Raw genomic sequence first — 20245 nt, forward strand, 5'->3', positions numbered from 1 at the left:
CAGCGGAGGAGAGGCTTCAGCGCTTAGCTGGCCTGGCGGGTTTCATGGCTACGGCGCCATGCGACCAGATCCTCAATAGTTACGACCGGCATATTGTGTTGTTTAGCGAACTCAATAACCTCTGGCGCGCACGCCATCGTACCGTCGTCGTTGGTTAGCTCACACAGTACGCCGAACGGCTTAAAGCCGGCCAGAGTGACTAAATCGATAGTCGCTTCCGTATGGCCGCCGCGCGTTAATACGCCGCCTTCACGCGCACGTAAAGGGAACACGTGGCCGGGACGGTTGAGATCGCCAGGCTTAGCGTTATCCGCAATAGCTGTACGAATGGTGGTAAGACGATCTTTCGCCGAAACGCCGGTGGTTACCCCTTGCGCCGCTTCAATCGTAACGGTGAAGCCGGTTCCGAAGGAGCTGGTGTTGTTTTCCACCATCATCGGCAGATCCAGCTGTTGGCGGCGAGGCTCGGTAATGCACAGGCAGACGATGCCGCTGCCATGGCGAATGGTCAAAGCCATCTGTTCGACGGTCATGGTTTCCGCCGCGAAAATCATGTCACCTTCGTTTTCACGATCTTCGTCGTCCAGCACCATTACACCGCGGCCTTCACGTAATGCTGCGATGGCCAGTTCCACACGCTGTTCAGGCGTGCCAAATTCAGAAAGTAGCGTCTGATTCATGGTAAAAAAGTCCTTATTTATATTGTGGTTACCAGAACCAGGGCGTGCTTGAGGAGTGCATAAAAATAACGCGAGGCGAGCGAATGCCCGGCCAGAACCGTTACTCTCTCCCATCCGGACTTTAACCGTCGGCCCCGGAATTACACCGGATCTGCTGACCTTCCAATCGATGATCGGAAGCGCTCGCGGGCTTTCAGCTATGCTGATTTACCGCCGGTGGGGAATTTCGCCCCGCCCTGAGAATAAGCGAAGTCACTATAACGCCAAAAAAGTAGCGCGGCAACGTCCAATAGCAACATATGCTTACTGAATTTATGCCGCCGCCATTTTAGGTTTATCCTTTTCCAGACAGGCATTACACTTATGTTATCTTTGTTGCGCTCAGGAAACCGCCATGATTGACCCGAAAAAAATTGAACAACTCGCCCGTCAGGTGCACGACGCGATGCCAAGAGGCATTCGCGAATTTGGCGATGACGTGGAGAAGAAGATTCGTCAGGTACTGCAGGCGCAGCTGACGCGCATGGATCTGGTAAATCGCGAAGAGTTTGATGTTCAGACACAGGTGCTGCTGCGCACTCGTGAAAAGCTGGCCGCGCTGGAACAGCGTCTGGCCGCGCTGGAAAGCCAGGGCGGCAAACCGACCACGCAGTCAGCCTCCGCTCCGGCAATGGCGCCCGCCGCGCCGCAAACCGCGACCGCAACGCCACAAACGCCGGCGTCGCCTTCCGTTTCTCAAAGCTCGCCGCTTTTAACCGATGAGGTTAAAAAGGAAGATCCGCAGTAACGGCTGGAGCGGCAGCGCCGGCAGGAGGGAGGAAGCGCCCGCCCTGCCGGATAGCCTTGCTGTTAAATTGCCGCTAGTTTCGCACCGCCTTTTCCCAATAACTTTCCGGCCGGCCAACCGTCATGCTACCGGTTAGCCGGTCTGCCGCAGCCTAAGAACGAATACGCTTGATGATATTGGTGGTAGAAATACCGTCCTCAAAGTTCAGCACGCGCACCTCGCCGCCGTTATCCCACACCTCTTTACTTCCGGCGATCTCTTCCGGCTTATAGTCGCCGCCTTTTACCAGCAGGTCCGGCAGGATACCGGCGATCAGCCGCTGCGGCGTATCCTCTTCAAAGGAGACGACCCAGTCGACCGCTTCCAGCGCGCCCAGCACGATCATACGGTTTTCCAGCGGATTCACCGGACGGCTGTCGCCCTTAAGGCGTTTTGTGGAGGCATCGCTGTTAACCGCGACAATCAGGCGATCGCCCAGCTTGCGCGCGTTGGAGAGATAGGAAACGTGCCCGGCGTGCAGGATATCGAATACCCCGTTGGTCATCACCACCTTCTCGCCACGCTGGCGCGCCAGCATGACCGCCTCCTTCAGCTGCGCCTCGTTCATAATGCCGAAGCCGCTCTCCGGCCGGGCGTGAATGGCATTTTCCAGCTCAACCGGCGAAACGGTAGAGGTGCCCAGTTTGCCCACTACCACGCCCGCGGCGGCGTTGGCCAGGAAACAGGCGGCCTCCAGATCGTCGCCTGCCGCCAGCGAGGCGGCCAGCACGCCGATAACGGTATCGCCGGCGCCGGTCACGTCATAGACTTCCTGCGCCTGGGTAGGCAGATGCAGCGGCGCTTTGCCCGGCTGCAGCAGAGTCATACCGTTTTCCGAACGGGTCACCAGCAGCGCCGACAGCTCATAATCAGCAACCAGCTGCATGCCGCGCTCAACGATCTGCGCCTCATCCTGACATTTGCCCACAACGGCTTCGAATTCAGAAAGATTAGGCGTCAGCAGCGTAGCGCCGCGGTAGCGTTCAAAATCAGTTCCTTTGGGATCCACCAGCACCGGCACCTTTGCCGCGCGCGCCAGCTGAATCATCTGCTGCACGGTAGCCAGCGCGCCTTTGGCATAGTCGGAAAGCACCAGCGCACCGGCGTGCGGCAGCGCGGCGGCAATACGCTGATGCAGCGGCTCAGGATCGATACCGTCAAAACCCTCTTCAAAATCCAGCCTGATCAGCTGCTGATTACGGGAAAGAATGCGCAGTTTAGTAATGGTTGGATGGGTGGACAGCGCCACGAAATCACATTTTACGTTGACGTTTTGCAGGCTTAAGCCCAACGCCCGCGCCGCATCATCAATCCCGGTCAGGCCGACAAGACGCGAGGAGGCGCCCAGCGCGGCGATATTCATCGCCACGTTAGCGGCGCCGCCCGGACGCTCTTCAATGTTATCCACCTTCACCACCGGCACCGGCGCTTCCGGGGAGATACGGCTGGTAGGGCCATACCAGTAGCGATCCAGCATTACATCGCCAACGACCAGCACTTCTGCACGGTTAAATTCGGGCAGTGTCACTTTCATTACAGAGACTCCAGACTGCAGTAAAATATTGCGCGCGATAATAGCATAACTGCGTCAAAACGCGGCGCGCGCAGCTTTCGTCAGGCTTTCGCTGGCGAAACCAGCAGCCAGCGCTGCCAGCTCTCCTGCACGATCTCTCGCTCGCGCATAAAGGCGTCCGGCGCGACATGTCCTGCCTGCTCCTGCAGCGCCAGGTGATGCAGCTCGTCACGCAGCGTCACATAAGCCTGCGTTAGCGCATCCGCCTCGCGCTGGGAGATTTTGTCATGATGCGCCAGCAGCTCAAGTATGCGCACGTTATCTGACCAACCCGTTAGCGCCGGGGCTTCGGCGGCGTAGCGCAGCACCAGATACTGAGTAATAAATTCAATATCCGTAATGCCGCCCTCGTCAGCTTTGATATCCCAGCGCCCCTTATGCTTATGGCTGAGATGAGCGTACATTTTTTCACGCATTTCAAGCACTTCGGTTTGCAGCGTCGCCGCCTCGCGCGGCAGGCAGAGCGTATGGCGGCGGATAGCCTCGAAGCGTTTACTTAGCGAAGGTTCGCCATAAACGATGCGCGCCCGCACCAGCGCCTGATGCTCCCAGGTCCAGGCATCGTTACGCTGATACTCATCGAACGCGTCCATAGTGCTGACCAGCATACCGGCGGAGCCGGAAGGCCGTAAGCGCGCATCTACCTCGTATAAAATACCGGACGAGGTGCGGGTGCTGAACAGATGCATTACCCGCTGCGCCAGGCGCAGGTAGAACTGGCGTCCGTCAATCACCCGTTCGCCGTCGGTAACGGCATCTATCGGACAATCGTGCAGGAAAACCAGATCGAGATCGGAGAGATATCCCAGCTCCCAGCCGCCCAGCTTGCCATAGCCGACCACCGCGAAGCCGCGATCCTCCTGCTGCAGGTGCGAAGGTTTGCCGTAACGCTGAACCATCATATGCCACGCCTGCTGCACCACCGCCTGGATAATCGCCTCCGCCAGCCAGGTTAGATGATCGCTGACTTTCATCACCGGCAGCGTACCGGCGATATCGGCGGCGGCGATACGCAGCTGCTGCACCTGTTTAAACTGACGCAGCGCCTCCAGCTGCTGCTCTTCATCCTCTTCCGGGATCCGCAGCAGGTACTGCCGCAGCTCATCCCGATAGGCATCGGTCGCGGTAGGCTGATAAAGCGTGGCGGGATCAAGCAGTTCATCCAGCAGCAGCGGATAGCGCGCCAGCTGGCTGGCGATCATCGGCGAAGCGGCGCACAGGCGAATAAGCTGCTGCAGCGCGCCGGGAGATTCCGTCAGCAGTTCCAGATAGGTGGTGCGGGTCACTACGCCCAGCAGCAGTGGTATCAGGCGCTCAAGGGTAAGATCGGCATCGACGCGCACGCAAACCTCATTCAGCAGACGCGGCATCAGCTGATCGAGCGCCAGCCTTCCCCGCGGCCCAATAGTGCGTTTATCAACATCCTGTCGGAAATCATTCAGGGTGCGGAACAGGCGCTGCCTTGCCGATTCATCAAGCTGCGTCAGCAGCGTATCCAGATCGCTTTGATCCAGCTTATCGTGCCACAGCTCGGACATTTCGCGGCTTTCGTTCTCTTCCGCACTCTCCGGCGCATCTTCGCCGATCAGCTCGTTAAAGATCAGCCGCACCTGCGCCATCTGCCGTTCCAGCGCTTCCAGCAGCGCCGGCCAGTCGCTAAAGCCCATCGCCCAGGCCAGACGCGCCTGATTCAGCGCATCCGCCGGCAGCGTTTGCGTTTGCTCGTCGGCGATGCTTTGCAGCAGGTTTTCCAGGCGACGTAAAAAGAACCAGGCCGCGCGCAGCGCGCTGACCTGCGGCTCAGCCAGCAGGTTCAGCTCTTCGATAGCCGCAAGCGTGGGCAGCAGCGAGCGCTGCTGCAGCGAACGTTCGCGCCCGCCGCGGATCAGCTGAAAGACCTGTACGATAAATTCACATTCGCGAATACCGCCGGCGCCCAGCTTAATATTGTCTTTCAAACCGCGACGGCGCACCTCGCGCGCGATCATCCCTTTCATATTGCGCAGTGACTGAATCACGCTGAAATCGATGTAGCGCCGATAGATGAAGGGGCGCAGCATTTGCTGCAGCTCCTGGCTCCAGCGATCGTCGCTGTCGCCCATCAGCCGCGCCTTCACCATTGCGTAGCGCTCCCAGTCGCGCCCCTGCTCCTGATAGTAATCTTCCAGTGCGGCAAAGCTGAGCACCAGCGGCCCGCTATCGCCAAAGGGACGCAGACGCATATCAACACGATACACAAAGCCGTCCGCAGTCGCCTGGTCGAGCACTTTGATCAACCGCTGCCCCAGGCGGGTAAAAAATTGCGCATTATCCAGCTCGCGGCGCCCGCCGCGGGTCACGCCGTTTTCCGGCCAGACAAAAATCAGATCGATATCGGAAGAAAAGTTCAGTTCGCCGCCGCCCAGCTTGCCCATGCCCAGAATCAACAGGGGTTGAGGCTCGCCGGCGGCGTTGCACGGCGTGCCGTATTCAACACAGCACGCCTGCCATAGCCAGTCGCGCGCGGCGACGATCAGCGCCTCCGCCAGCGTGCTTAGCTGTCGCAGCGATGCCTCCGTACTGCTTTCGCCTGTGACCTGCATCCAGGCGATACGCACCATAATGCGTCGTCTGAACAGGCGCAGCTGACGCATTAGCGTCGCCTCGTCGCTGACCGTCTGCAGCCCATCGCTTAGCCAGTCGCTATAGTGACGCCACTCGTCGGGCTGCGGCGGATCCTGCTCCAGCTGTCGCCACCATTCCGGCTGCTGAAGCAGGTTATCGGTAATAAAATCGCTAAACGCCAGCACTCCCTGCTGTTGCATACTCAGCGACGTGAGCGGGCGGTTTAATCGCTCCGCCGCTTTTTCCGCCTGCGTTTGCAGTAGCGCGGGCAGCGTGCCGTGAAAGGTTGGCAACATCACTTCTCCTTAACCTTAATCAGACCTTGCCGTTAAGCCAAAACGCAGGTTGCCTGAGCGCCTGACGGCATAGCGCGTCCAGCTCATGCTGCCGGCGGCTATAAATGGCCTGCGCCAGCTGCTGCCAGGCCTGTAGCCAGCCCTCTACCTCGGCGGCCGGATAAGCGCCCGCCAGCAGATGAACCGCCAGCAGCTGGCGCGTCAGGCGCACTGCTTTATCCTGATACTCATTGTGCTGACGTATCGTGCCGAAGGTTTCCTTGAGATCGGCAGCCACGCGCCCCAGCATAATATCGGCAAAGCGTTTAAACGATCCCTGCAGCCGTTCGGCATTTTTCGCCGTGGTAAAGGGCCGCCAGCCGGCGCTGCTGAGCCAGCCGGTAAGGCTTAGCTGGGCATCCAGCCAGAGCGGGCTGTAGCATAGCGACTGCGCGTCCGGCTGTTTCTGTTCCAGCTCCTCAAACAGGGCGGTCAGCTGCCGCCGCAGCGCGCTGCTGGCCTTGCGCGGCACCAGCGCGCCGAACAGCGCAAAAGCCTGCCGGGCGGTTTCCAGCGCGTCCAGAATCGCGTCCTGCGCCGCCGCCTCGCCACGCAGCCACAGCTCTTCATGATATTGCCAGTGCCTCAGCGCCAGGCTGAATGCCGCCTGCATTCCTTCTTCAATCGTCGCCTTCGGCTTCACCTGTAACAGCGGTAACGGACGTACCGGCTGGAGCGGTTTGCCCTGCGCCAGCCAGTAGCCGCGCGCAGCTTTGCTCAGGCTGCCGAGACGCAGCCCGCCCGCTTTGCCCAGCTCCGCAGCCAGCGCCAGCACGTCCGCCAGCGCGCCCTGCTTCAGCTCCAGCTCGATTTCATGCAGCGGCTCGCTTAGCCCCTCCGCGCTGATGTCTCCCCGATCCAGCGCGACTTCGATTTCGCTTGCGCCATAGCTGACCAGCCAGCGCTCACGCACGAAGTGCGTGGTGAATAAGGGCTTCAGCTGCTGCTGCAGCACGCCGATATCGCACCCTTCAGGCCAGATTTCTGCCGGCAGGCGCGCAATATCCAGTTCCGGCCGGGTAAGCTCAACGTTATACTCAGGGCGCTGATGCAGGCCGCCAATGGTCTGGCCTGCCGTTTTCAGGGTCATCTCATAACGTTCATCGATGCCCCGGATACGCAGCCCCATATCCCAGCGGCGCAGCTGGTTGTCGGGCGTTTCATAGTAGATATTGGTCAATGCAATCGGCGCGCTGTGCTGGTGAGGCCATGCAGCCAGCTGGCTGCCAAGCCGATCCGCCGCCTGAGACGTTGCAATGAACTTTAACTCGATTTCAATGGTCATATTTTTTTATTCATCTTTCACTGGCGCAGATTTCAGGAATATGCCGAAGAGTAATGCAGATAACCCTCAGCTGTCTCTGCTTTATTATGTATTCGCGAGCGTTGCCGCATCAGTCTGAGACCAGGATAGTTCTCATTCAGATTTGTGCGTAGCCTATCCAGACTGTGCCCTAAAATTTTTCCGGAACACATGAAAAAACGACATCGAATGAATAAATCACACCTTATTGCTCTGACTTTGCTGACATTCAGCGTTACTTTGCCCGCCCACGCCGAAGAGAAACGTTATATTTCCGATGAGTTATCCACCTGGGTTCGCAGCGGTCCCGGCGATCAGTATCGCCTGGTCGGCAAACTGAACGCAGGGGAACAGGTCACGCTGTTGCAGACCAACAGCCAGAGCCAGTATGGTCAAATCCGCGATGCGGAAGGCAAAACCAACTGGATCCCGCTGGCGCAGCTGAGCGCCGAACCCAGCCTGCGTACGCGCGTGCCGCAGCTGGAAAAACAGGTAAAAGATCTGACCGATAAGCTGGCCAATATCGACAACAGCTGGAACCAGCGCACGGCGGATATGCAAAAGAAAGTCGCGGCCAGCGATAGTGTGATTAACGGCCTGAAGGAAGAGAATCAGCAGCTGAAAAATCAGCTGATCGTCGCACAGAAGAAGGTTAACGCGGCGAATGTGCAGCTGGATGATAAACAGCGTACCATCATCATGCAGTGGTTTATGTATGGCGGCGGCGTTGCCGGGGTAGGCTTACTGCTGGGCCTGCTGCTGCCGCACATGATTCCGCGTCGGAAGAAAAACAACCGCTGGATGAATTAACCAGCCGTTTTTTCCCATCTCAGCGATCGCGGCAACAGGGCATCCAGGCGGCCCTGTTGTCGGCATGTCCGTCATTCCGCGATGGTTGTGCCAGAATAACTGTTCGGCACAGGTTGTAAGCTGCCGCTCGGAATTCCGATGCCGGTACGCCTGATATTTAACTGAATGAATTCTGGAGTCCCTTAGTGAAAACATATCTTGTCGGCGGCGCGGTGCGCGATGGTTTACTTAAGCTGCCGGTCAAAGACAAAGATTGGGTGGTGGTCGGCGCTACGCCTGAGATGATGCTGGAACAGGGTTATCAGCAGGTGGGGCGCGATTTCCCGGTCTTTCTTCATCCTGAAAGCCGGGAAGAGTACGCGCTGGCGCGTACCGAACGCAAAACGGGCAGCGGCTACACCGGTTTTGTCACCTGGGCGGCGCCCGATGTCACGCTGGAGCAGGATCTACAGCGGCGAGATTTAACCATCAATGCGATCGCGCAGGATGAGGCGGGCAACTATATCGATCCTTACCACGGACGCGAAGATCTGGAAAAACGTCTGCTGCGTCATGTCTCAGCGGCGTTTATCGAAGATCCGCTGCGCGTGCTGCGCGTGGCGCGCTTTGCCGCCCGTTACGCACATCTCGGCTTTCGCATCGCCGAAGAGACCCAGGCGCTGATGCGTCAGATGGTCGTCAGCGGCGAGCTCGGCGACTTAACCGCCGAACGCGTCTGGAAAGAGACGGAGAACGCGCTGCGCGCCCGTAATCCGCAGGTCTATTTTCAGGTACTGCGCGACTGCGGCGCGCTGGCAGTGCTTTTCCCGGAAATCGATAAGCTGTTTGGCGTTCCGGCGCCGGCGAAATGGCATCCGGAGATCGATACCGGGATACATACGCTAATGACGCTGGCGATCGCGGCTCAGCTAACGCCGGAGCCGGATGTGCGCTTTGCCACGCTCTGTCACGACGTCGGCAAGGGGCTGACGCCGCCGGAAAAATGGCCGAGCCATCCTGGGCACGGCGTTGCAGGCGTACCGCTGGTAGCGGAGCTTTGTCGGCGCCTGCGCATTCCTAATCAGCTACGCGATCTCGCCATGCTGGTCGCTGAGTTTCACGATATGGTGCACACCATTGAAAAACAGCCGGCAGAACGGCTAATCGCCCTGTTCGATCGTATCGACGCCTGGCGTAAGCCGCTGCGCGTTGAGCAGCTGGCGCAAACCAGCGAGGCGGATGCGCGCGGGCGCACCGGCTGGGAAAATAACCCTTATCCGCAGGGCGCCTACCTGCGCGAAGCTTTCCGCACGGCGCTGGCGGTGTCGACCAAAGCGGTGATCGAGGCTGGCTTTCAGGGCGTTCAGGTGCGCGAGGAGCTGACCCGGCGGCGGGTGGCGGCGCTGGAGAACTGGCGCGCCAGCGGGCGCTGAGCAATAAAAAAGGAGGCGCCGGCGCCTCCTTTTTTAATAGCGCGCAGCGTCAGACAAAAACCAGATAAACCGCAGCGGCAACGATAAAACGGTAGATGGCGAAAGGCACAAAGGAGATGCGCTTAATCAGATGCAGGAAGAACTTAATCGCCAGTAGCGCGACGACAAATGCGGTAACAAAGCCGACGGCGAACATCGGCAAATCTTCCAGCGTCAGAAAACCCATGCTTTTATACAGATCGAGAACGGTAGCGCCCATCATCATCGGTACGGCAAGAATAAAGGAGAACTCTGAGGCAGCGTAGCGGCTGACGCCCATCAGCATCCCGCCGGAAATGGTCGCGCCGGAACGCGAAAAGCCCGGCCAGAGCGCCAGACACTGGAAGCAGCCAATCATAAAGGCCTGACGGTAGGTGATGTCATCGATACCCGGCGCTTTCGGCTGCTTCGGCTTCAGATATTCCGCCACCAGCAGCAGCACGCCGCCGACGATCAGCGCATACATCACGTTGACCGGATTAAAAAGCGACTTAATCTGATCGTGCAGGATCAGCCCGATCGCCACCGCGGGCGCCATCCCCAGCAGAATATGAATCAGAGTAAGATGACCGGTTCCGGTGCCTTCATGCCTGACCTGACCAAAGTGGATGCCAATCAGGCCAAACAGCCGCCGCCAGAACATAACCACTACGGCGAGAATAGATCCAAGCTGAATCACAACTTCAAACGTTTCTGCCTTATCGCCTTCAAAACCCAGCAGATGTCCAACAATGATCATATGTCCGGTGGATGAGACAGGAAGAAACTCTGTCAGCCCCTCGACAATGCCAAGGATTGCAGCCACCCAGAGCTGATGAATATCTGCCATCAAAAGTCCTCTACCCTAATGTTTAAGCCATGAAAAAGGCGGACGTTCAAAACGTAACCGCCAGAAAAGATGCCAACTCAGCGTTGCGCCAGCTATATGACAGCCATAATGTGGTTCGGTTTCACTGTGATAGCAATCACATTGGATCTATTTCAGAATAGTCCCCGCTAGCGCTGACGGGCGCCGCGCTCAATAATCACGCCGACCTGCGCAGCCTGGGCCACGGCGCCTGGCTTGCTGACTTTGATGCGCACCCAGGGCGTGGCAAAGCGGGTCAGCAGCAGGCTGGCAACCTCTTCCGCCACCCTTTCCACCAGCGCGAAGCGCCCCTGACTAACGTGGTCGATAATCAGAGCGGCAACGTCGGCATAGCTCAGGCAATCCTTTACATCATCGCTGGCCGCCGCTTTTTGGTTATCCCATGCCATTTCGACATCGAAAACCAGTTTTTGCTGGATAGTTTGTTCCCAGTCGTAAACGCCAATGGTAGCGATCACCGACAGCTGTTCTATAAATACGATATCCATGATGGCAGTCTCTGTTTTTACGTTAACCGGATACCACTTCCGGCAAATTATGCGTATTATCCACAGATGATGAGACTAAAACGACCCTTGCGAAACGGAACGGTGTTATGAGTGCAATCGCGCTTGGTATGATTATTTTCGCGTATCTGTGCGGCTCTGTCTCCAGCGCCATCCTGGTGTGCCGGCTTGCCGGCCTGCCCGATCCGCGTCATAACGGCTCAGGCAATCCCGGCGCCACGAACGTACTGCGCATCGGCGGTAAAGGCGCGGCGGCGGCGGTGTTGGTGTTTGATATCCTGAAAGGGATGCTGCCGGTATGGCTGGCTTACGCAATGGGCGTTTCTCCGGTTTATCTTGGTCTGACGGCGATCGCCGCCTGTCTGGGCCATATCTATCCTGTCTTCTTTCACTTTCGCGGCGGCAAAGGCGTGGCCACGGCGCTGGGCGCCATCGCGCCTATTGGCTGGGATTTGACCGGCCTGATGACCGGAACCTGGCTGTTGACCGTGCTGCTGAGCGGTTATTCATCGTTGGGCGCTATTGTCAGCGCGCTCATCGCGCCTTTCTATGTCTGGTGGTTTAAACCGCAGTTTACCTTTCCGGTAGCGATGCTTTCCTGTCTGATCCTGTTACGCCATCATGATAATATTCAGCGGCTGTGGCGCGGGCAGGAGTCGAAAATCTGGAAGAAAAAGCGTAAACCTTAAGATTATTTTATTTTCGGGCATATTTCACGCCGGCTGGCAAATCAGGAAGGCGGGAAGCATGCTTAGTGAAGGCAAAAAATAATCACTTTCCGCCCTTTATTCGTTAAGCTCAATCATCCGGCCAACACAGGTGCCGCCATCAAAGATGCACGCAGGGAAATATTTAACTGACTGGCAAGGTAGTTTATATTTCTGTTTATTCCCGTTTCGTCCGCAAATAAAATTTTTACGATAGTAAGCGTCGCTTATTTTATTAAGGTGGTTTTGTTTTACAAGTAACTCACTACCAGTATACAAGGAAAACAAAATGAGAAATCTTACTACACGTGAAATCAATCATGTCAGCGGCGGCGCTTATCTGGGCGAGGATGGAAAAATACATAACGACGTACCTGAATGGCAGCAAGTTTTAGATATCGTTAAGAACGCAATTTATGATTTTCTGAACCCCATCGCTAAACTGTTTGGCTTTGAACTGACGCCTCCCGGCTTCATGGTGGGCGCCGGCAAACCTTAATCGGAAAAATGTGAATACGCTACGCCGAATTGCTGCTGCCAGTGTATCGACGTTAGTTATCCGGCCTCGTTTATTGACGCTACAGGCGAGGCCGGTACGATTATAACTTTCATGATTTCTCTTCGCTGTCTATTTTCCTGCGTTAGAAAAAATTAAAAAAGGAATTGAGTCGGAACAGATTGACTCTTTTTAATGCGCGGGATGGAAATGCTATTTATCCGATGTTGCTAAGCAAGCTCAGCAGAAATTGACTTTGTTATCCGCTACGATAATCGAACCAGCAATATAATTTGTTGCTTTTTCTGCATCAGGTAACGGCGTTAACAAGGGCTGAACGAACAAACCAGCAAACGCCATAACGCCTGAACAGGCTGTCGGATAATTCGCTAACGTCATAACAAAAAAGGGCGGCCGCTTATCAGAGCCAGCCCTTTGGAGCCGAATGGTTGCGTTGCGACGACAACGTCCTGCTCAGGCAATCGCCGGCAGTTCAGCCAGCGGCCAGCGCGGACGCACGCTGACGCTAAGATCGCCGCGGGTACCGCCTTTCAGACGCACCATACCGGCATAGGCGATCATCGCGCCGTTATCGGTACAGAATTCAGGACGGGCGTAAAAAACCTCGCCGCCCCGCGCCTGCATCATTTCCGCCAGCTTCAGGCGCAGCGTTCGGTTGGCGCTGACGCCGCCCGCCATCACCAGCCGTTTAAAACCGGTTTGATCCAGCGCGCGTTTACATTTAATCGCCAGCGTATCCACAACCGCATCTTCAAAAGCGCGCGCGATATCGGCGCGGGTTTGCGCATCGTCGCTGTTCTCGCGAATGGTATTGGCGGCAAAGGTTTTTAAACCGGAAAAGCTGAAGTCCAGCCCTGGCCGGTCGGTCATCGGGCGCGGAAACGTAAAGCGCCCCGCCGTTCCCTGCTGCGCCATACGCGACAGCATCGGCCCGCCGGGGTAATCCAGCCCCAGCAGCTTGGCGGTTTTATCGAAGGCTTCGCCTGCGGCGTCGTCAATAGATTCGCCCAGCAAGCGATACTCGCCGATGCCGGTAACGCTAATCAGCTGGGTATGTCCGCCGGATACCAGCAGTGCGACAAAGGGAAACTGCGGCGGATTATCTTCCAGCATCGGCGCCAGCAGGTGCCCTTCCATATGGTGCACCGGCACGGCAGGAACCTGCCAGGCGAAAGCCAGCGAGCGGCCGATAGTGGCGCCGACCAGCAGCGCGCCGACCAGACCAGGGCCGGCGGTCCAGGCAACCGCGTCAATATCTTTGCCCGTCAGCCCCGCCTCCTGCAGCGCAGCCTGAATTAACGGCACTGTTTTACGCACGTGATCGCGCGAAGCCAGTTCCGGCACCACACCGCCATAATCGGCATGGACTTTCACCTGACTATAGAGTTGATTAGCGAGCAGACCGGCCCGATCGTCATAAATGGCGACGCCGGTTTCATCACAGGATGTTTCAATACCCAGAACGCGCATGGTTGCTTTACCTCTCAGTTGCGGCGCGCAGTGTATCACAGCCCATCGCGACTCTGACGCGCTTTTATCAGGCGCTGTCTCTTTTATGAGCAAAAAGCGAAAAAACTTTGAACGACGATAAAAGCTTTACGCTATACTCTTCCGCCTGCAAAAAATCGGCAGCGGCCAGGCCCGCTGTTGGTTTGCATCGCTCAATGTTGCTTTACAACGCAGCCGCTATTGTTGTAAAATTCCGCACCATTTTGAAATGAGCTGACGCCGATGTCAGCAAAAGACCGAATTTTATCGAGGTGAGAGTTACATGCCGGTAATTAAAGTACGTGAAAACGAGCCGTTCGACGTAGCACTGCGTCGCTTCAAGCGTTCCTGCGAAAAAGCAGGCGTTCTGGCTGAAGTTCGTCGTCGTGAGTTTTATGAAAAACCGACTACCGAACGTAAGCGCGCTAAAGCGTCTGCTGTTAAGCGTCACGCCAAGAAACTGGCTCGCGAAAACGCACGCCGCACTCGTCTGTACTAATTTCTTCCGGAAGCACCGCGCTTCCACCGCGTGTTAAACGCAGACAGAGTCAAGTTAGAGGCCGTGCTTTCCGGAAGGAAGCGCGGCTTATTTTCGTTTATGAGCGAAGAAAACGGGGCTTATGGCCGGACGAATTCCACGCGTATTTATCAATGACTTACTTGCCCGCACGGACATTGTGGACCTGATCGATGCCCGCGTTAAGCTGAAGAAGCAGGGTAAGAATTTCCACGCGTGCTGTCCTTTCCATAACGAAAAAACCCCTTCCTTCACCGTTAACGGCGAGAAGCAGTTCTACCACTGTTTCGGCTGCGGCGCGCACGGCAACGCGATCGATTTCCTGATGAATTACGATCGTCTGGAATTTGTCGAAAGTATTGAAGAGCTGGCGACGCAGCATGGCCTGGAAGTGCCCTACGAAGCGGGCAGCGGCCCAAGCCAGCTGGAACGCCATCAGCGCCAAAGCCTGTATCAGCTGATGTCCGGCCTGGCCGATTTTTATCAGCAGGCGCTGAACCAGCCGCAGGCGGAATCAGCGCGCGCCTATTTGCATCAGCGCGGGTTAAGTCATGAAGTCATTGCGCACTTTGCTATCGGCTTCGCCCCGCCCGGCTGGGATAATGCGCTAAAGCGCTTTGGCCGTAATCCTGAAGATCGTCAGTCGCTGACGGACGCGGGAATGCTGGTTACCAACGATCAGGGACGCAGCTACGATCGCTTCCGCGATCGCGTGATGTTTCCTATTCGCGATAAGCGAGGCCGGGTTATCGGCTTCGGCGGACGCGTGCTGGGTGACGGCACGCCAAAATATCTCAACTCGCCGGAAACCGATATTTTCCACAAAGGCCGCCAGCTGTATGGCCTGTACGAAGCGCAGAAACAGCATGCCGAACCTGCAAAGCTATTAGTTGTCGAAGGCTACATGGATGTGGTGGCGCTGGCGCAGTTTGGCGTGGATTACGCCGTTGCCTCGCTGGGCACCTCCACCACGGCCGATCATATTCAGCTGCTGTTTCGCAGCACCGATAACGTGATCTGTTGCTATGACGGCGATCGCGCCGGACGTGAAGCAGCATGGCGTGCTTTAGAAACCGCATTGCCTTACATGAATGACGGACGTCAGCTACGCTTTATGTTTCTGCCCGACGGTGAAGACCCGGATACGCTGATTCGTAAAGAGGGCAAGGCGGCGTTCGAGGCGCGGATGGATCAGGCGATGCCGCTGTCGAGCTTTCTGTTTGATACGCTGCTGCCCCAGGTGGATTTGAGCACTAAAGATGGACGAACGCGCCTGAGTACGCTGGCGTTGCCGCTGATAGGCCAGATTCCCGGCGAAACGCTGCGCATCTATCTGCGCCAGCAGCTGGGCAATATGCTCGGCATTCTGGATGACAGGCAGCTGGAAAAACTGCTGCCGAAGCAGGCCGAAAGCGGCATGCAGCCGGTGGCGCCGCAGCTAAAACGCACCACCATGCGTATACTTGTGGGTCTGCTGGTACAGAATCCGCGCCTGGCGGCGATGGTACCTTCGCTACAGGGGCTGGAGCAGCTGAATATGCCGGGGCTGCCGCTGTTTATGGAGCTGGTGAACAGCTGCAACGCAACCCCTGGCCTGACCACCGGCCAGCTACTAGAGTTATATCGCGGAACAAATTTTAGCCAGCACCTTGAAACGCTGGCAACATGGAACCACATGATCGTAGATGAGGAAGTCGACGCGATGTTTCAGGACTCCCTGGCGAAAATGTATGATTCCGCCCTGGAGCAACGACTGGAAGCGCTCATCGCCCGCTCCAGAACGCATGGCCTCACCCCGGAAGAGCGGGAAGAGGTGCGCTCGCTCAGCCAGGCGCTGGCAAAGAAATAGATTTAGCGATCGCGTTGATATTGAGAGACGTTATCAACGCCCCGGCACCGCGCCACTAGTAGCATACACCGCGCAGGCCGGAACGCAACCGCATAAGCATGACCAGTCTCACAGCAAACTTTCGCGGCTTAAGTGCCGATATATACTCAGGCAGATCCTGACAAGCCGCTACGAGGGCAGCGGCAATAATCCAAACGCCTTCAACTGTTATTGTTGGCCCTTATGGCTGACCCGACACCAATCAAATTAACAGAAGTGTGGATACCGTCTTATGGAGCAAAACCCGCAGTCACAGCTCAAGCTGCTTGTCACCCGTGGTAAGGAGCAAGGCTATCTGACCTATGCCGAGGTCAATGACCATCTGCCGGAAGATATCGTCGACTCCGATCAGATCGAAGACATCATCCAGATGATCAACGACATGGGCATTCAGGTAGTAGAAGAAGCGCCTGATGCCGACGATCTGATGCTGAACGAAAACAGCGCCGACACGGACGAAGATGCAGCTGAAGCGGCAGCTCAAGTGTTATCCAGCGTAGAGTCTGAAATCGGACGCACTACCGATCCTGTGCGCATGTATATGCGCGAGATGGGTACCGTAGAACTTTTGACGCGTGAAGGCGAAATCGACATCGCGAAACGCATCGAAGACGGTATCAACCAGGTACAGTGCTCCGTTGCCGAATACCCGGAAGCCATTACTTACCTGCTGGAGCAGTACGATCGCGTTGAAGCCGGCGAGTCACGTCTTTCCGATCTGATTACCGGCTTTGTCGATCCTAACGCCGAGGAGGATCTCGCTCCGACCGCTACCCACGTTGGCTCTGAGCTCTCTGAAGAAGAGCGCGACGATGAAGACGACGAAGATGAAGATGACGACAGCGACAGCAGCGATGACGACAACAGCATCGATCCTGAGCTGGCGCGTGAGAAATTCATCGAGCTGCGCGATCAGTACGAAGCTACGCGTCTGACGATTAAAGCCAAAGGCCGCAGCCACGCGGATGCGATTGAAGAGATCCAAAAACTGTCGGAAGTCTTTAAACAGTTCCGTCTGGTGCCGAAGCAGTTTGACTACCTGGTCAACAACATGCGTGAAATGATGGATCGCGTGCGTACGCAAGAGCGCATCATCATGAAGCTGTGCGTTGAACTGTGCAAAATGCCGAAGAAGAACTTCATCACGCTGTTTACCGGCAATGAAACCAGCGAAACCTGGTTCCAGGCCGCGCTGGCGATGAACAAACCCTGGTCTGAAAAACTGCGCGACGTGGAAGAAGATGTTCAGCGCAGCATGCAGAAGCTGATGCAGATCGAGGAAGAGACCGGCCTGACCATTGAACAGGTAAAAGATATCAACCGTCGCATGTCGATCGGTGAAGCTAAAGCGCGTCGCGCCAAAAAAGAGATGGTGGAAGCAAACCTGCGTCTGGTTATTTCAATCGCCAAGAAATATACCAACCGCGGCCTGCAGTTCCTCGATCTTATTCAGGAAGGCAATATCGGCCTGATGAAGGCGGTAGATAAGTTTGAATATCGCCGCGGCTATAAATTCTCTACCTATGCTACCTGGTGGATTCGTCAGGCGATTACCCGCTCCATCGCCGATCAGGCGCGCACTATTCGTATTCCGGTGCATATGATTGAGACAATTAACAAGCTCAACCGTATTTCCCGCCAGATGCTGCAGGAGATGGGCCGCGAGCCGACGCCGGAAGAGCTGGCGGAACGCATGCTGATGCCGGAAGATAAAATTCGTAAGGTGCTGAAAATCGCTAAAGAGCCGATCTCCATGGAGACGCCGATTGGTGATGATGAAGATTCGCATCTGGGCGATTTTATCGAGGATACTACGCTGGAACTGCCGCTGGATTCCGCCACCTCCGAAAGTCTGCGCTCCGCGACGCACGACGTGCTGGCCGGGCTAACCGCCCGTGAAGCGAAGGTGCTGCGTATGCGTTTTGGTATCGATATGAATACCGACCACACGCTGGAAGAAGTCGGCAAACAGTTTGACGTTACCCGTGAACGTATTCGTCAGATTGAAGCGAAAGCGCTGCGTAAGCTGCGTCATCCAAGCCGCTCAGAAGTGCTGCGCAGCTTCCTGGACGACTAAGCTACCCCGCCTTGCCAGGCATATTAAGCCTCCTGCGGGAGGCTTTTTTATTGGCTGAGACCGGCGCCTGAAGCAGGCAAAATCTACCCGCAGATGAAGTTACTAATCGGGACCGGCGCCTGGAACAGGCAAAATTTCCCCGCAGATGAAGTTACCGATCGGGGCCGGCCTGAAGCGCCGGAGCTAACGCCCGCGCAGCGTCAGCGCCGATTCCAGCTCACGGTAGGCTTCGGTCAGCTTCTCCTGAGTAATGCGGTTTAATCCGCTGGGATTAGGCAGCACCCAAATCTCTGTGCCGCCAATTGTCGCCTCCTGCCTGCCCCACTCTACCTTGTTCTGGCAGAATGCTTTTCTGTAGGCGTCTTTTCCCAGCACTGCCAGCGCCGCCGGCTGATAGCGCAGCATCTTTTCCATTAATAATTTTCCCCCTGCGCGCAGTTCACCGCTGGAAAGCTCGCTGGCCTCTTTCGTCGGACGTTCAACCAGCATAGTGATGCCGCAGCGGGTATCCAGCAGATGCTGCTCTTCTTCCGGCATCAGCTGCCGTTCCGTAAAGCCAGCAAGCCAGAGCGTTTTCCAGAAACGATTGCCGGCGTAAGCAAAATGATAGCCGGTGTGGGCGGAAGATTTGCCCGGATTAATGCCGCAAAACACCACCCGCAGGCCGGGTGCAATGATATCGGTAATGTCATGCTCACTCATCCCTGTACTCCTGTTGTTTATCAGCATGGCTTTATTATGGCTCATTGTTTAACAAGCGGCACCGCAGAACAGGGATGTCGGCTTTCAGGACGTTTCTCATTGTTGTGCCTGCGGTAAAGAAACGAAGATTTTTCAATTGATTGAATTGCTGCAAAAAGCGTCAACCGGTAAGCGATAGCTGGATTGCCCCGACAAGTTACTTTATAATCCCGCATCACAAGGCCCCTTAGCTCAGTGGTCAGAGCAGGCGACTCATAATCGCTTGGTCGCTGGTTCAAGTCCAGCAGGGGCCACCAAATTTTAACTTTAAAATCATATAATTAAGCCACCTCTCAAGGGTGGCTTTTTTATTTGGCTTTTCATAGTGTCGCAAAAGTGTCGCAGAAGAAAAAATCTGATGCTTAGTCGACCCAGCGTCCCGCTTCAGCACTGGCAATCAACATCGCTACGGTTAGCGGCTTTGGCGCATGATGTTCTGTGCGCATAAAGGCGGGCAAAACAGCATTTGGCAGGAACGGTACGCCTTCGCGCGGAAAATACCGGTTGAAATGGAAATGAGTCATATCGACGTTTAACGCAGCTGCATACTCATTTAAAAAATCTGCGGCTTCTTCAGGTAAAACAGGACGGTCCCCTGTACTCAATGAGGTGTCATCTGTCATTTCCCAAAAGTATTTTTTTAGCAACGTATGGACGTAATTTGCTTTAGCTTTACACATATTTGTCACTTACCCCCTGTTATTAATTTATAACGGTGAATGACGTTTTGAGTAATCACGTTTAAATCGTATAAAGTCAAAGCTGCACCCAGCCAGGGCACCCAGCGCCCAACATATGCCCCTACGCTGGTTGTATAAGCCCAGTTTCCACGAAGTAATTGCGCCCAGGTTATGGTTTTATGTGGGCGCTTAAATTTCGCCTGTATCAACGTACGCGATGCCAATGAAATTGGGCTGGTCCCTCTTGTAGCTCGTTTGGCATCCAGCTTACCGCGAACAGGTATGACCGGTAGGCTTGCCAGCATTGAGGCAACAGCCAGCACATCAATGATTTCAAATCGTTTTCTGAACTCATCCAGGATTAGCCAGAAAATCAGCTCTTCTTTATCGACACTCATTCCATCAAAAAAATACTTTCCGTTTAATTGCTCTGTTGTGTCCATACAATCCACCTGTAATATGATGAATTCCCTATCATAATTATGGCTATTTACATAAGCTATTTACCTACGGGAACATTGCTATAGATTTGACTACCGAATCTCATCTAAATCCCTGCTATAGCTGGTTTCTAAATTTTTCCACACAGGGCACCAGCCCGAAACGATCCACGTAATTCAAAATAAAAATTTAAAAATCAAAAAGTTATATTTTAATGTTATTTTAAATATGAT

18 protein-coding genes, 1 tRNA gene and 1 riboswitch are annotated in these 20245 nt (G+C 55.6%); of the genes, 9 read left to right on the forward strand and 10 right to left on the reverse strand.

Annotated features, from left to right (window positions below; genetic code table 11):
- Positions 1-23: 23 nt before the first annotated feature.
- Entirely contained in the window at positions 24-680 is a 657-nt protein-coding gene (gene ribB / locus FKM52_RS19020) for a 3,4-dihydroxy-2-butanone-4-phosphate synthase (RefSeq protein WP_141177734.1), read from the reverse strand.
- 98 nt (positions 681-778) lie between these two features.
- Positions 779-928, reverse strand: a riboswitch (FMN riboswitch).
- 146 nt (positions 929-1074) lie between these two features.
- Between ribB and ubiK the strand changes: the two genes are divergently transcribed.
- Complete coding sequence (gene ubiK / locus FKM52_RS19025) at positions 1075-1467, forward strand: ubiquinone biosynthesis accessory factor UbiK (RefSeq protein ID WP_141177735.1); 393 nt, start codon at positions 1075-1077, stop codon at positions 1465-1467.
- A gap of 151 nt (positions 1468-1618) precedes the next feature.
- On the opposite strand, the gene hldE is transcribed toward ubiK, so the two are convergent.
- The 3 genes from hldE to FKM52_RS19040 form a co-directional block, all read right to left on the reverse strand.
- On the reverse strand, positions 1619-3040 hold the full coding sequence (hldE, locus tag FKM52_RS19030) for a bifunctional D-glycero-beta-D-manno-heptose-7-phosphate kinase/D-glycero-beta-D-manno-heptose 1-phosphate adenylyltransferase HldE (protein WP_141177736.1): 1422 nt from the start codon (positions 3038-3040) through the stop codon (positions 1619-1621).
- 80 nt (positions 3041-3120) lie between these two features.
- Positions 3121-5979 (reverse strand): bifunctional [glutamate--ammonia ligase]-adenylyl-L-tyrosine phosphorylase/[glutamate--ammonia-ligase] adenylyltransferase, encoded by a 2859-nt coding sequence (gene glnE, locus FKM52_RS19035; protein ID WP_141177737.1) that lies wholly within the window; start codon positions 5977-5979, stop codon positions 3121-3123.
- 19 nt (positions 5980-5998) lie between these two features.
- A complete protein-coding gene (locus tag FKM52_RS19040) occupies positions 5999-7303 on the reverse strand; it encodes a CYTH domain-containing protein (protein ID WP_141177738.1) in 1305 nt (434 codons plus the stop codon).
- A gap of 207 nt (positions 7304-7510) precedes the next feature.
- Here FKM52_RS19040 and FKM52_RS19045 point away from each other — a divergent pair, with 207 nt between their 5' ends.
- Both FKM52_RS19045 and FKM52_RS19050 read left to right on the forward strand, forming a co-directional pair.
- Complete coding sequence (locus tag FKM52_RS19045) at positions 7511-8131, forward strand: TIGR04211 family SH3 domain-containing protein (RefSeq protein ID WP_141177762.1); 621 nt, start codon at positions 7511-7513, stop codon at positions 8129-8131.
- Positions 8132-8316: 185 nt separating this feature from the next.
- Positions 8317-9543, forward strand: coding sequence for a multifunctional CCA addition/repair protein (locus FKM52_RS19050; RefSeq protein WP_141177739.1), 1227 nt, complete (start codon positions 8317-8319; stop codon positions 9541-9543).
- Positions 9544-9592: 49 nt separating this feature from the next.
- Here the strand turns inward: FKM52_RS19050 and bacA are convergent, their stop codons facing one another.
- Together bacA and folB are read right to left on the reverse strand one after the other, a co-directional pair.
- A complete protein-coding gene (gene bacA / locus FKM52_RS19055) occupies positions 9593-10411 on the reverse strand; it encodes an undecaprenyl-diphosphate phosphatase (RefSeq protein WP_141177740.1) in 819 nt (272 codons plus the stop codon).
- A gap of 167 nt (positions 10412-10578) precedes the next feature.
- A complete protein-coding gene (folB, locus tag FKM52_RS19060) occupies positions 10579-10938 on the reverse strand; it encodes a bifunctional dihydroneopterin aldolase/7,8-dihydroneopterin epimerase (protein WP_141177741.1) in 360 nt (119 codons plus the stop codon).
- Between the two features lie 107 nt (positions 10939-11045).
- Between folB and plsY the strand changes: the two genes are divergently transcribed.
- Positions 11046-11645, forward strand: coding sequence for a glycerol-3-phosphate 1-O-acyltransferase PlsY (gene plsY, locus FKM52_RS19065; RefSeq protein ID WP_141177742.1), 600 nt, complete (start codon positions 11046-11048; stop codon positions 11643-11645).
- A 307-nt stretch (positions 11646-11952) separates the two neighbouring features.
- The gene (locus tag FKM52_RS19070) at positions 11953-12162 is read left to right on the forward strand and encodes a hypothetical protein (RefSeq protein WP_141177743.1); all 210 of its coding nucleotides are present in this window, start codon (positions 11953-11955) and stop codon (positions 12160-12162) included.
- Positions 12163-12633: 471 nt separating this feature from the next.
- Here the strand turns inward: FKM52_RS19070 and tsaD are convergent, their stop codons facing one another.
- Positions 12634-13650: a tRNA (adenosine(37)-N6)-threonylcarbamoyltransferase complex transferase subunit TsaD gene (tsaD, locus tag FKM52_RS19075; RefSeq protein WP_141177744.1), complete on the reverse strand. Its 1017-nt coding sequence runs from the start codon at positions 13648-13650 to the stop codon at positions 12634-12636.
- Positions 13651-13951: 301 nt separating this feature from the next.
- On the opposite strand from tsaD, the gene rpsU reads away from it, so the two are divergent.
- The 3 genes from rpsU to rpoD all read left to right on the forward strand — a co-directional run bounded on the left by rpsU (position 13952) and on the right by rpoD (position 18150).
- The gene (gene rpsU, locus FKM52_RS19080) at positions 13952-14167 is read left to right on the forward strand and encodes a 30S ribosomal protein S21 (RefSeq protein WP_001144069.1); all 216 of its coding nucleotides are present in this window, start codon (positions 13952-13954) and stop codon (positions 14165-14167) included.
- Positions 14168-14288: 121 nt separating this feature from the next.
- Positions 14289-16034 carry a DNA primase gene (gene dnaG / locus FKM52_RS19085; RefSeq protein ID WP_141177745.1) on the forward strand — a complete coding sequence of 582 codons (1746 nt, stop codon included), beginning with the start codon at positions 14289-14291 and terminating at the stop codon, positions 16032-16034.
- A gap of 271 nt (positions 16035-16305) precedes the next feature.
- On the forward strand, positions 16306-18150 hold the full coding sequence (gene rpoD, locus FKM52_RS19090; protein WP_141177746.1) for an RNA polymerase sigma factor RpoD: 1845 nt from the start codon (positions 16306-16308) through the stop codon (positions 18148-18150).
- A gap of 183 nt (positions 18151-18333) precedes the next feature.
- Here rpoD and mug read toward each other — a convergent pair whose 3' ends face one another.
- Entirely contained in the window at positions 18334-18852 is a 519-nt protein-coding gene (gene mug, locus FKM52_RS19095) for a G/U mismatch-specific DNA glycosylase (protein WP_141177747.1), read from the reverse strand.
- 220 nt (positions 18853-19072) lie between these two features.
- On the opposite strand from mug, the gene FKM52_RS19100 reads away from it, so the two are divergent.
- Positions 19073-19148 (forward strand) — tRNA-Ile (locus tag FKM52_RS19100).
- Between the two features lie 105 nt (positions 19149-19253).
- Here FKM52_RS19100 and FKM52_RS19105 read toward each other — a convergent pair.
- Positions 19254-19571: a DUF1493 family protein gene (locus FKM52_RS19105; protein ID WP_141177763.1), complete on the reverse strand. Its 318-nt coding sequence runs from the start codon at positions 19569-19571 to the stop codon at positions 19254-19256.
- Between the two features lie 5 nt (positions 19572-19576).
- Positions 19577-20014, reverse strand: a complete 438-nt coding sequence (locus tag FKM52_RS19110) for an STM2901 family protein (RefSeq protein ID WP_141177748.1) — start codon at positions 20012-20014, stop codon at positions 19577-19579.
- Positions 20015-20245: the final 231 nt, after the last annotated feature.

Source organism: Mixta tenebrionis (genome assembly GCF_006517625.1).
GTDB classification, from domain to species: Bacteria; Pseudomonadota; Gammaproteobacteria; order Enterobacterales; family Enterobacteriaceae; genus Mixta; species Mixta tenebrionis.

Coding starts and splice junctions, on each gene's coding strand:
- glnE (WP_141177737.1), bottom strand. CDS start 5,979: ATGTTGCCAACCTTTCACGGCACGCTGCCCGCGCTACTGCAAACGCAG.
- bacA (WP_141177740.1), bottom strand. CDS start 10,411: ATGGCAGATATTCATCAGCTCTGGGTGGCTGCAATCCTTGGCATTGTC.
- FKM52_RS19040 (WP_141177738.1), bottom strand. CDS start 7,303: ATGACCATTGAAATCGAGTTAAAGTTCATTGCAACGTCTCAGGCGGCG.
- rpoD (WP_141177746.1), top strand. CDS start 16,306: ATGGAGCAAAACCCGCAGTCACAGCTCAAGCTGCTTGTCACCCGTGGT.
- FKM52_RS19070 (WP_141177743.1), top strand. CDS start 11,953: ATGAGAAATCTTACTACACGTGAAATCAATCATGTCAGCGGCGGCGCT.
- dnaG (WP_141177745.1), top strand. CDS start 14,289: ATGGCCGGACGAATTCCACGCGTATTTATCAATGACTTACTTGCCCGC.
- rpsU (WP_001144069.1), top strand. CDS start 13,952: ATGCCGGTAATTAAAGTACGTGAAAACGAGCCGTTCGACGTAGCACTG.
- ubiK (WP_141177735.1), top strand. CDS start 1,075: ATGATTGACCCGAAAAAAATTGAACAACTCGCCCGTCAGGTGCACGAC.
- FKM52_RS19110 (WP_141177748.1), bottom strand. CDS start 20,014: ATGGACACAACAGAGCAATTAAACGGAAAGTATTTTTTTGATGGAATG.
- FKM52_RS19105 (WP_141177763.1), bottom strand. CDS start 19,571: ATGTGTAAAGCTAAAGCAAATTACGTCCATACGTTGCTAAAAAAATAC.
- hldE (WP_141177736.1), bottom strand. CDS start 3,040: ATGAAAGTGACACTGCCCGAATTTAACCGTGCAGAAGTGCTGGTCGTT.
- plsY (WP_141177742.1), top strand. CDS start 11,046: ATGAGTGCAATCGCGCTTGGTATGATTATTTTCGCGTATCTGTGCGGC.
- mug (WP_141177747.1), bottom strand. CDS start 18,852: ATGAGTGAGCATGACATTACCGATATCATTGCACCCGGCCTGCGGGTG.
- FKM52_RS19045 (WP_141177762.1), top strand. CDS start 7,511: ATGAATAAATCACACCTTATTGCTCTGACTTTGCTGACATTCAGCGTT.
- ribB (WP_141177734.1), bottom strand. CDS start 680: ATGAATCAGACGCTACTTTCTGAATTTGGCACGCCTGAACAGCGTGTG.
- folB (WP_141177741.1), bottom strand. CDS start 10,938: ATGGATATCGTATTTATAGAACAGCTGTCGGTGATCGCTACCATTGGC.
- tsaD (WP_141177744.1), bottom strand. CDS start 13,650: ATGCGCGTTCTGGGTATTGAAACATCCTGTGATGAAACCGGCGTCGCC.